This window comes from Candidatus Binataceae bacterium, from assembly GCA_035500095.1.
Classification (GTDB): Bacteria; Desulfobacterota; Binatia; order Binatales; family Binataceae; genus JAKAVN01.
The window spans coordinates 1-10,000 of sequence record DATJXN010000021.1 but is presented as its reverse complement, the minus strand read 5'-3'; the positions used below and the strand labels follow the sequence as shown (position 1 = coordinate 10,000).

General features: G+C 63.8%; 11 protein-coding genes and 1 rRNA gene. 5 read left to right on the top strand and 7 right to left on the bottom strand.

Translation table 11 applies throughout. From position 1 onward, the window contains the following. The first annotated feature begins 137 nt into the window (after positions 1 to 137). Positions 138 to 255, top strand: a 5S ribosomal RNA gene (gene rrf, locus VMI09_03080). 320 nt (positions 256 to 575) lie between these two features. Here the strand turns inward: rrf and VMI09_03075 are convergent. Next, a complete protein-coding gene (locus tag VMI09_03075) occupies positions 576 to 1,331 on the bottom strand; it encodes a glucose 1-dehydrogenase (protein ID HTQ23652.1) in 756 nt (251 codons plus the stop codon). A 578-nt stretch (positions 1,332 to 1,909) separates the two neighbouring features. Between VMI09_03075 and VMI09_03070 the strand changes: the two genes are divergently transcribed. Both VMI09_03070 and VMI09_03065 read left to right on the top strand, forming a co-directional pair. Then, complete coding sequence (locus VMI09_03070; GenBank protein ID HTQ23651.1) at positions 1,910 to 2,269, top strand: carboxymuconolactone decarboxylase family protein; 360 nt, start codon at positions 1,910 to 1,912, stop codon at positions 2,267 to 2,269. Positions 2,270 to 2,376: 107 nt separating this feature from the next. After that, entirely contained in the window at positions 2,377 to 2,967 is a 591-nt protein-coding gene (locus VMI09_03065; GenBank protein HTQ23650.1) for a cupin domain-containing protein, read from the top strand. Between the two features lie 5 nt (positions 2,968 to 2,972). On the opposite strand, the gene VMI09_03060 is transcribed toward VMI09_03065, so the two are convergent. Then, a complete protein-coding gene (locus tag VMI09_03060) occupies positions 2,973 to 3,689 on the bottom strand; it encodes an SDR family oxidoreductase (protein ID HTQ23649.1) in 717 nt (238 codons plus the stop codon). 177 nt (positions 3,690 to 3,866) lie between these two features. Here VMI09_03060 and VMI09_03055 point away from each other — a divergent pair, with 177 nt between their 5' ends. After that, complete coding sequence (locus VMI09_03055; GenBank protein HTQ23648.1) at positions 3,867 to 4,349, top strand: nuclear transport factor 2 family protein; 483 nt, start codon at positions 3,867 to 3,869, stop codon at positions 4,347 to 4,349. A gap of 40 nt (positions 4,350 to 4,389) precedes the next feature. On the opposite strand, the gene VMI09_03050 is transcribed toward VMI09_03055, so the two are convergent. From VMI09_03050 to VMI09_03040, 3 genes are all read right to left on the bottom strand, one after another. Continuing rightward, on the bottom strand, positions 4,390 to 5,259 hold the full coding sequence (locus VMI09_03050) for a hypothetical protein (protein HTQ23647.1): 870 nt from the start codon (positions 5,257 to 5,259) through the stop codon (positions 4,390 to 4,392). 105 nt (positions 5,260 to 5,364) lie between these two features. Next, the gene (locus VMI09_03045) at positions 5,365 to 6,465 is read right to left on the bottom strand and encodes a cobalamin-independent methionine synthase II family protein (protein ID HTQ23646.1); all 1,101 of its coding nucleotides are present in this window, start codon (positions 6,463 to 6,465) and stop codon (positions 5,365 to 5,367) included. Between the two features lie 173 nt (positions 6,466 to 6,638). Next, positions 6,639 to 6,824, bottom strand: coding sequence for a hypothetical protein (locus VMI09_03040; GenBank protein ID HTQ23645.1), 186 nt, complete (start codon positions 6,822 to 6,824; stop codon positions 6,639 to 6,641). A 226-nt stretch (positions 6,825 to 7,050) separates the two neighbouring features. Between VMI09_03040 and VMI09_03035 the strand changes: the two genes are divergently transcribed. Next, entirely contained in the window at positions 7,051 to 8,094 is a 1,044-nt protein-coding gene (locus VMI09_03035; protein ID HTQ23644.1) for an arginine N-succinyltransferase, read from the top strand. A 14-nt stretch (positions 8,095 to 8,108) separates the two neighbouring features. Here the strand turns inward: VMI09_03035 and VMI09_03030 are convergent, their stop codons facing one another. Together VMI09_03030 and VMI09_03025 are read right to left on the bottom strand one after the other, a co-directional pair. Beyond that, positions 8,109 to 9,497, bottom strand: coding sequence for a M20/M25/M40 family metallo-hydrolase (locus VMI09_03030; protein HTQ23643.1), 1,389 nt, complete (start codon positions 9,495 to 9,497; stop codon positions 8,109 to 8,111). Continuing rightward, positions 9,478 to 10,000: class I SAM-dependent methyltransferase (locus VMI09_03025; GenBank protein ID HTQ23642.1), on the bottom strand; the 523-nt coding region annotated here is incomplete at its 5' end. The genes VMI09_03030 and VMI09_03025, both read right to left, overlap by 20 nt.

Below are 10,000 nucleotides of genomic sequence, written 5' to 3'. Positions count from 1 at the left end.
GTCCATCTCTCTTCTTACTTACTACTGCTTGCTGGATGAAGCTGCTGCTCGTAGATCCCTACCTATTCAGTTCATCGGAGATTTCGCCCGTCCGCAGATCCGGCGCCGGCCTCGGTGCGGATCGGGACGGCAAGGTTTCCGGTCGCCACAGCGAGGGTGTAACACCCGTTCCCATCCCGAACACGGCAGTTAAGCCCCTCAGCGCCGATGGTACTGTGCCCGACGGCGGCATGGGAGAGTAGGACGCGGCCGGGAAGCTATACCGGAGCGGAGCATCGCAAGCACGATGCTCCGCTTTTTTTTGCCCTCGACGGCACCGCGGTCGGACGATTGATCCAGTGTTTGTATAGGGAGAGCTCCAGGGGTGTAGAGACGAATCTCTCGGGGGAGATTGTCTATTCGCTGAAGGAGACGTCAACTCCATTGGCGATATAAAAGCGTGGCGCACATGCCCGTTGCGGGCCGACGGGCCGGATGGCGATATCTCAGGACGACCGTGCGATAGTTCTCGTTCAACCGTCCAGGCAGGCCTGCATCTTTGGCGGCATGCAATCGATCTTCTCCGGAAAGTCCTGTCAGCGGGCTAGAAACCCACCATCAACAACGAGACCCGAACCGGTCACAAATGAGGATTCGTCCGAGCACAGCCACAGCATAGCTTCCGCGACTTCGTTTGACCGACCCAATCTGCCCACCGGCTCCATAGCTGCATAATCGACTTCAGGAGCTTTCTTTGAATAGCGTTCGAATAGTGGAGTGTGAATTATTCCAGGGCAGACGGCATTGACGCGTATTCCGCGCCCCGCGTATTCAAGCGCCGCAACCTTCGTCAGACCCATGACGGCATGCTTGCTCGCTGTATATGCAGGATAACCAATGAACCCCGCATGGCCGGCAACCGAAGCGGTATTGACGATCGAGCCGCGACCTTGCGCGAGCATCAACTGCAGCTCCTCTCGCATGCAAAGCCACACGCCCTTTACATTGACTTGGTACACACGGTCAAAGTTTTCTGTGCTGCAGCTTAAGGTATCGGCCCAATCGCCGTCGATGCCTGCATTGTTACAGGCGCAATCCAGTCGGCCATAGAGTAGTTTGACCTGCCGAAACGCAGCTTCGATGTCCTGCGGCTGCGAAACGTCAACTCGAATGAAAACCGCTGTGCCGCCAGCCTGCTCGATTTGCTCGACTGTCCGATGGCCGGCCGTTTCTTGAACGTCGGCGACAATCACAACGGCTTCCTCTTCGGCAAATCGCAACGCAGCAGCTTGGCCTATTCCGGAAGCCGCGCCTGTGACCAGGATTACCTTGTCAGAAAGTCTGCGCCTCATGGCTCTTTCTGCTTCTGCAGAACCTCCTTAGCCAGAAAAACGGATTGCGTTCCGGAACCAGGCAGATGCCCGTTGCCAAGCGGATGCGACTGGTTACCCCTGCGGCGTAGGTCAACCCAATGAAGGGCCAATCCCATCCAAGAAAACTTCCTTCACTTCACCACTCCGGCATCTCGTTTCCGCTGCGCTGGCGGTGGGCGGACCGGCTCCCCCTGCCTCGCTCCTACGTATCACTATTATGAGGTAAAAAAGAACAGGGACTAGCGATGACTGCTCACTTGCAGACTAGCCGCGTCTCTTCAAACTCCGAAACGACGGGCGGGACCTCAAATCCTCAAGGCGGAGAGCGTCAGATGATGCTCTGTCTGCGCACCCGGGAAGGGCTTGGCTGACGCTCGCACAAGCCGCTGACTCTTGCTCGTCGTCATCGCCTCCGCTCGAATCGGCTATCGCTCGGGAGGTTCTCATCGCGCTTGTCGTTTCGGCACGACCTCGATACAGATGGTCTCGGTTCTCAACACGTAGGCGCGCGCGAATCGCGACGCCGCCGTTTCTCAAAATCATGGAGGAATATACCCATGGCTTCGTCGTCGGCATCGAACTCTTCCCTGAATTCGCCCCGCGAGCAGGTTCGCGCCACGGTTCCCAAGCTCGTCGAACTCACGGACAAAGTCGTCTTCGGCGACGTCTGGGAACGGCCCGAGCTTTCCAAGCGCGATCGCAGCCTGATAACGGTGGCGGCGCTGGTCGCGCTCTATCGTCCGGAGCAACTGCGCGTGCATATCGCGCGCGCCCTCGGCAACGGAGTGACCAAAACCGAGATTTCGGAAATTATTACGCACATGGCCTTTTATTCCGGATGGCCGACGGCGATGACGGCCGCATTCGTGGCCAAGGAAGTTTTCGAAAAGATGGCAGAGCGAAGCGCTGAGGCGTGAGCGGCCTGAGCGAAGCGCTCAGCGCTCTAACTTAAGGCGCTCGGCACTTTCAAATTCCGGCTTGCCGACCAACGCCGGCATCCGAATCTCAACACGGGTATGCTCAAATGAAGAAAACCGCTAGCAGATCCGCCGCGAAGCCGCGGCTGAGAAAAGTTCGCCGCATCGTCACCGGACATGACGCCCGCGGGCGCTCGGTGTTCGTCTCCGACGCGCCGTCGTCTCATGTGATGACGCTGCAGGGAATTCCAACTTTCGGCGTGACCGAAATCTGGGCCACCGACTCGACGCCGGCCGATAACCGCAAGGCCAAGGATCCCTGCAAGGTGCCGGTCCAGCTCGCGCCACCGAAGCGCGGGACGGTGGTGCGCGTAGTCGAATTTCCGCCGGACAAGCGCTGGATCAAATCGGCCGACCGCGACAAAGCCTTTGCCTCGATGGGCCGCTCGGGCGCGCAGGCGCTAGCGCACGATGCGAGCGCGAGCCGGCATCCGATGATGCATCGGACCAAGACGATCGATTACGCGATCGTGCTTGAGGGCGAGATCTGGGCGCTGATGGATGTCGGCGAAAAGAAGATGCAGGCCGGCGACGTCCTGGTCCAGCGTGGGACCAATCATGCCTGGTCGAACCGGTCGAACAAGCCGTGCCGCATTGCTTTCGTCCTGATCGACGCCAGGCCGCTGAAGCTGAACTAGCCTCGCTACACGAGGTGGTAGCCGCCATCGACCAGTAGGGCGATGCCGGTGACGTACTCATTCTTCATCAGGAAGAGCACGCCGTCGGCGGCCTCCTCCACTCTTCCGATGCGCTTTGCCGGCAGCTTTGCCGCAGCCGCGGCCAAAACCGCCTCCTTGCGCTCGCCCAGGATGTCCTCGAGGAAGGGCGTTTCTATATAGCCCGGCGTGATTGCGTTGACTCTGAGGGGCGCGAGGTCGACCGCGAGCGCTCTCGCGAATGCCTCCACAGCGGCGCACGATGCGGTAACCACGGGCTCGCCCGCGAGTGGAACCGTGCTCGTCGAACCCGACATAAAAACCAGGGAGCCGTTTCTCCGCATTTTCGGCGCTCCGTACTTGGCAGCATAGAGGGCTCCCATGAACCTGGTGTCCATCGCCCGCCGGAGCAGCCTAGTGTCGATTTCGAGGCGAGGAGCATGGGCGGGATTGCCCGCAGTTACAAAGATGTGATCGATGCCGTCGCGCGTCTGAAAGAAATCGCGCACCGCGGTCTCTTCGTTGACGTCCAGAAGCGCCGTATCTGCCGCGCCGGTCAGGGCTGCCTTCGCGAGCCTCAGCTTCTCGGCCGATCGTCCTGCGATTGTGACGTGGGCGCCCTCGGCGATGGCCGCCCTGGCGGTGGCGAATCCGATGCCGGTGCTGCCACCCAGGATGACTACCTTGGCGTCGGTGAGTTGCATCGCTCTCCCTCCTGTCCTCGACCTGTCGGATGGCACCTTCAAGCTGCCGTAAATCATCGCCGCCGGCGGGTTGTCAAGCGTACCGCGCGCTGCCGCAGAAGCTCGTGGCGCTGCGACGCGAGCTCTTGGTAAAGTCACGACTGTCCGATTGGCCGCACATCCAGGGGAGGCCGTGCCATGGAAAAGAGTTTCGAAGAGAAAGTAGAAGAGCTCTGGAATCGCGAACAAATCAGATCGCTCACTTACGCTTACGGAGAGTGTATCCTGCGGCGCGACGCCGACGGGATGGCGGAGCTTTTCGCCGAAGACGGGGCCGCGGATTTCAGCCTCCTAGGCTGGGGGATTCATCGCGGACGCGAAGCGATAAAGAACTTCTACGGCGGCACGTGGGCGTTTCGCGTGAAGCCGTTTTTCACCAATCACTACATCGAGTTCATCGACAAGACTCACGCGCGCGGATGGTGTTGGCTCGATAATCGCGCCGTGCGCAACGGCGAAAGCCTGATCGGCTGCGGCAAGATCTATGACGAGTACGAATTGACCGGCGGCCAGTGGCGATTCAGCTCGCGCCGGATCGCGCAATTCTTCCTCGTCCCGCTGGGCAAGGGCTGGGCCAAGGAGCTCGAGGAGTTCACCGAGGTGGAACCGCGCTGGCACTGAGCGAGCCCGCAGCCGTCGGAATGCTACGGTTTGCGGTCGGCTACTGCGTTCCGGCGTAACGGCCGCCCAACTGCTCCTGCAGCTCGAAGACCTGATCCCGGAGCTTGCGGATGTAATCCTGCTGCTGCTCGACCTGTTTTTGAAGTTCGAATTGCGGCTGTTCGGTTTCATAGGACGGATCTTCCGCCGGCTTGGCGGCGGGATCGGCGGCAGCCGCGATCGTGTCGCTGACTTTGCAGTTCGCGAGCGCGATGTCGTCGTCCGCGCACTTCTGCAGGCTCGATCGCTTGGCCAGCAAGCGTGCGATTTCGCTCTGCTGCGATGCGAGCTGTTTCTTGAGCTGAGCCTGCTCGCGCTTGGTTTCGAGATGCTGCTTGACCCCCATGTAGGTGGCAACCGCGCCCGCGCCGGCGCCCCCGCCGACCATCATCCCTCCCGTGCCCCCCGTAATCAGTCCGCCCGCGACCGCGCCGATCATCCCGCCGGCCGCGACCGCCGCGGCGCGATCGAGCACTCCGGGCGCCTTGCGCATCGCGCACTCCACGGTATGTCCCTGATGCAGTTCGACGGCATCGCCGTTGACGGTCACTACCGTGCCGACGCTGTTTTCCTCGGTCCGCACGTTGATTACCGCGTCGGCCTGGTCGGGATATTTCTGCATCGCGAGCGCGCGGAGCTTGTTCGCCATGTCCACGCCGTCCCCGTCCATCGCGGCGCTGGTGTACGGCTCGGTGAAACTGACCGGGCCGAGGTCGTGGTAGCATTCGTCGGGTACTCCGGCTGCCGAGACGTAGATGAAGCGGTCCGGGGCGTGCGCCGGCGCCGGCGGAGGCGCGGGCGCGTCGTGTTGGGCGGAGCAGGCAGGGACTGTGAGGATCGCGGCCAGCATAAGCGATCGAAGCGGCGTCAATAGGAATACTCGCAAACTCTCGCAAACTCCTGTCGGCGAATTGAACGGACCATTATTAGCGCCGGCCGGCCAGCGAGCCAACCCGGTCCGTTGGGCCCGCGTAAGTCAGCCCCACACGCGACGAGCGGCGTCGGCGACCAGCGCGAGCTTGCGCTCCTGCATCGCGGGTTCGACCGGATTGCCCTTCACTCCCGACGCGAAGCCACACTGGGTCGAGAGCGCGAGGCGCTCCTTGGGAAAAAAGCGCGCGGCATCCTCGATCCGGGCGATCAGTTCGTCGGCGGTTTCGAGCACGTTGCGCTTGGTCGTCACCAGGCCCAGCACGACTAGCTTGTCGCGTGGCACCTCGGCCAGCGGCTCAAAGGAGCCCGAGCGCGAGTCGTCGTACTCGAGCAGGAATTCGTCGTAGGCGCGTGCGCGCTGGAAGACCTCGCGCGCGATCGAGTCGTAACCGCCGCGCGCGAGCCAGCGGCCGTCGTTGTTGCCGCGGCACAGATGCAAGCCGAAGGTCACGCCGGGATGGGCGGCGAGCGAGTTGAGAATCTCGACGCCCTCGGCGAGCAGGCGCCGCGGGTCGATTCCGCGCTCCTCGAAGACCATTCGTCGCACCTCGGGATCAACCAGGTTGGTCAACTCGGGCGCGTCAATCTGGATGTACTCGCATCCAAGCCGCGCCAACTCGCCGATCTCCTCGCGAATCACGGCCGCGCCGTCGGCGAACATCTCGAACGGATCGCGGTAGGCGGCGCTGGATTCCTGCGGGGACCAGAACATCTTGAGCATCATCGGGCTCGGCAGCGTAATCTTGATCGGCCGCCTCGCGCGAGCGCGCGCGTACACGAATTCCTCGGTCGCGAGCGAACGGCGCCGGCGCACTTTGCCCGTGACCGCCAGACCCAGCGAAAGGTTGACCACGTGGGCGTCGTCCTCATGCCAGGGCTGCGTGACCGAGGAGCTCCGCGAAAGGCCCTCGGTCGCCTCCAGCAGCGAGCCGAGAAAGCTCATGCGGCGCTGCTCGCCGTCGTTGATGATGTCGAGCCCGGCCGCCTCCTGCAGGGCCAGCGCGTCGTCCACGGCGCGATCTTCGACCCGTTTGTAGCGTGCCGGGGATATCTCGCCCGCGCGCAGGGCGCGCCGCGCCTCGCGCAGGTAGGCGGGCCTGAGCAGCGAGCCGATCGGCTGCGAGCGAAAGACGTGTTCGCTCATCTCGTAAGCACCTCCATTGCGAAGCTCGGCGCGGCGGCCTGCGTCTCAACAGCGTTCAACAGAAACGCTTTATAGATCGTATCCGCTGCGGGCGCCAAGTCCGGGCCGCGCAAGACAAAAGGGGCGGTCCCGAAGGACCGCCCCTTACGATGCCCGGTTCGGCGGCGGGCGGGTCAGTGCTTGGTCTCGATCCGTTTGCCGTAAGTCACTTCGCCCTTATCGACGCGCAAGCTGAAGCCGCATTCGGGGTTGGTGCAAACCCATGCCTTGAAAATCACCGAAGCGCCTTCCTGGCCGTAGTCCGACAGTGGAATCAGAGTGCCATTGTTACACTTTTGGCACTTCGGCAACTCCATCACACCACACCTCCTGTGCAGCCGGCCAACTCCCGGCCCAGCCAAAAAACTATCCGACCCATCAACCTAATTCAACTTGGCCTCTGGCACGGCAAAATGGTCCATTTGGCTTCCTGTACAGGCGCTTCGGACGATCGCCCTCCCGCCATTGCGCATGAGGACGGTTGCCCGGCGCGCTCTTGTGGCCTGAGACCCGCCGTGGTGCCTGGCATGGTAGTATGCGGCTGCCATGGATGCCGCCCAGCCGGCCTTTCTCATCCGCGAGGCCCGCGTCGCCGACCGCCGCAGCCTGCTGCGGCTTGCGCGCGAGCTCGATTCGGTGAACCTCCCCACCGATTCGGCGGAGATGACGGAGACGCTGACGCGTGCGGCGAAATCGTTTCGCGGCAGAGTCGCCAACTCCGCGCGCGCCGTCTATATCTTCTGCGCTGAAGAGATCGCGACCCGCACGATCGCCGGCGCCTCGATGATCATCGGTCAGCACGGCACCCCGCAGAGTCCGCATTACTACCTCGAAATCGACAGCGACGAGCGCTACTCCGCGAAGCTGCGCAAGATGTTCCGGCATACGTATCTGCGGCTGCGCCATTCGATGGACGGGCCGACCGAGACCGGCGGGTTGATCGTGACCCAGCCGATGCGCCATCGCCCGGAGCGAATCGGCAAGCAGCTCTCGTGGGCGCGTTTCCTCTATATCGGACGGCATCTCAAGCGCTTCCAGGACCGGGTGATCGCCGAGATGCTGCCGCCGAGCGCCGGCGATCAGGGAAACATCTTCTGGGACCACTACGGCAGGCGCGTAACCGGCCTGTCGTTTCGCGAGGCCGATCGGCTTTCGGCCCACGACAAGGAGTTCATCCGCGCGCTCTTTCCCGACGCGCCGCTTTACACTTTTCTGCTGCCGGACGAGGTGCGCGCGTCGATCGGCGCGGTGCGCGAAGAAAGCCGCGGCGCAGTGCGCCTGTTGGAGCAGGCGGGGATGAAATTCCTGAATCAGATCGACCCGTTTGACGGCGGTCCTTACTACGGCGCCCCGACCGCCGAGCTGGTTCCCGTAAGGCAGCGGCGGACGCTCAAATTGAGAGCAGCCGAGCCACCTGCCGAGCACGCCCGCCTGTATCTCATCGCGCACGAGGACTCGCGCCGGGGGTTTCGCGCGGTGCAGGCGAGCGCCCTGGAACAGGATGAGCGGCGGCTGGCTACTCCGGCGAGCGTGATCGCGGCACTGGGGCTGGCCGAAGAAGCGCCGGTCGACGCGGTCCCATTGCCCTAGCTGCCGCCGCCGGCCTACATCTCGAGCAGCGCGCGATAGAAGCGCACCGCCGCTTCAACGTCGGAAAGAAAATTGTATTCGTTGGGCGCGTGGATCACCCCGGTCGACGGCCCCGGCCCGATCACGACCGGTTCGAGCCCGGCCGCGGCGTATATCCCCGCCTCGGTGCATCCCGATTTCACGCCGGATTTGAGCTCGAGCCCCGCGCTTGCCAACGCGCCCATCGCCAACTCGACGGTCTCGCTCGCCGCGGGCGCGCGAAAGCCCGGATTCGCGCGCTTCTCGCGTAGCGCCACGGACACGGCGGCCGCGGATCGCGAAATCTCGGCAGCCACCCGGGCGACCCCGGCGCGGACCTCGTCCAGCGCGAGCCCGGGCGGCGGGCGCAACTCGAAGTCGAGCTTCATCGAACCGGACTCCGACTGGATTACGCCGGGATTGCAGGTCAGCGTCGGCGGAGCGTAATCGGCCTCGTCACCGCCGCCCTGGTCGGCGTAGTTGCGCAGTGCGGCGATGAACCGGAGCATCGTGGTCACGACCTCCAACGGGATGACCTCGGGGGCCTCCTTGTTGAAGCTCGTGGTCTCGATGGCGCCGCCGATCGGAATATCGAGCGCCGCGTCGGTTGCTGCGACGACGTCGCATCGCGCCGGCACGACATTGACCGCAGTGCCGCCCGCGATCGCCACCAGGTTATGTTTGAGATTGATCGCCATCGCTTTCAGCGCGATTTCGATCGCGTTGACGCCCAGCGCCGGAGTGCTGGAATGAGCGGCCTTGCCCGCAAACGTCAGCCGCCGCATCTGCATCGGCTCGTCAACGCGAAGCGGCGTGAAGCCGAGCGCCAGCTCGAACATCATCAGGCCCTTGTGCGCGGTAATCACCTCCAGGCGCGAAGGCTCGCCGACGAAAGCCATCGCGCCGGCCGGCAGGATCGCCGCCTCCGCCATTTCCTTCGCGCCCGCAAGGCCATGCTCTTCGCCGAAAGTGCCGACCAGGTAAACGTCGCGGCGCGGCGTGCCAACTCCGCTCAGCGCAAAAATCCTGGCCGCCAGATCAAGCTTGGTGTCGGCGGCGCCGAGTCCGTAGATGCGATCGCCGTCGACGCGTGCGCTGAACGGGTCGCCGTCGCAGGCGGTCCATAGCTCAGGCGCGCCGGGCGGCACGGTGTCGAGATGGGTGTTGAGCACGATCGGCCGCAGCGACGATTCGCGGCCGCGAATCGCGGCGACCAGGTTGACCTGTTCGCCGCCCTCGCGCGTCGAGGGGATGAGGCGAGCGGTAATTCCGGCCGGCGCAAGCATCGCCGAGGCGCATAACGCGGCAATCTCCCGCGTGCCCTCGGCGGTGACGCTGCGGCATCCGATGAGCCGCCGGCACCAATCAAGCAGCGCCGCGTCCATCGCTCTCCGGGCGCCTCTCGCGCTCAGTACGATCGCCGCCGCTGCGGCGGGTGGCTTCGCCGGGTTTGACGGCATAATGGATCGCTACCGTGCCGAACCCGGTCAGACGATAGCCGACTTCGGCGAGTCCCGCCGCGCGCATGATCGCGGCCATGCTTTCGGCGTCCGGATGGGGCCGCAGTGACTGACCCAGCCATCGGTAGGCGGAGTAGTGCCCGCTCACCACTCCGCCGAGCAGCGGCACGACGCGCGCGATGTAGAAACCGAAGAGCCCGTGCATCGGGCCGCGCGGCGGCGTCAGGTCGAGACAGGCGAGCCGTCCGCCCGGCTTGAGCACGCGTCGGAGTTCACCGAAAGCCGCGGGCAGGTCGGTCACGTTGCGCAGCATGAAGCCGTTGACGATGCAATCGAAGGTGTTGTCGTGAAACGGAAGTCGGGTGGTATCGCCGGCCAGGAATTCGATCTCGCAGCGGTGGCCAAGGCCGCGCGGGCCGGCGGAGCCG

Excerpts from the sequence above, each read along its gene's own strand:
- VMI09_03070 (HTQ23651.1), top strand. The coding sequence starts at position 1,910 with ATGGCTTCGTCGTCGGCATCGAACTCTTCCCTGAATTCGCCCCGCGAG.
- VMI09_03045 (HTQ23646.1), bottom strand. The coding sequence starts at position 6,465 with ATGAGCGAACACGTCTTTCGCTCGCAGCCGATCGGCTCGCTGCTCAGG.
- VMI09_03060 (HTQ23649.1), bottom strand. The coding sequence starts at position 3,689 with ATGCAACTCACCGACGCCAAGGTAGTCATCCTGGGTGGCAGCACCGGC.
- VMI09_03075 (HTQ23652.1), bottom strand. The coding sequence starts at position 1,331 with ATGAGGCGCAGACTTTCTGACAAGGTAATCCTGGTCACAGGCGCGGCT.
- VMI09_03030 (HTQ23643.1), bottom strand. The coding sequence starts at position 9,497 with ATGGACGCGGCGCTGCTTGATTGGTGCCGGCGGCTCATCGGATGCCGC.
- VMI09_03065 (HTQ23650.1), top strand. The coding sequence starts at position 2,377 with ATGAAGAAAACCGCTAGCAGATCCGCCGCGAAGCCGCGGCTGAGAAAA.
- VMI09_03035 (HTQ23644.1), top strand. The coding sequence starts at position 7,051 with ATGGATGCCGCCCAGCCGGCCTTTCTCATCCGCGAGGCCCGCGTCGCC.
- VMI09_03055 (HTQ23648.1), top strand. The coding sequence starts at position 3,867 with ATGGAAAAGAGTTTCGAAGAGAAAGTAGAAGAGCTCTGGAATCGCGAA.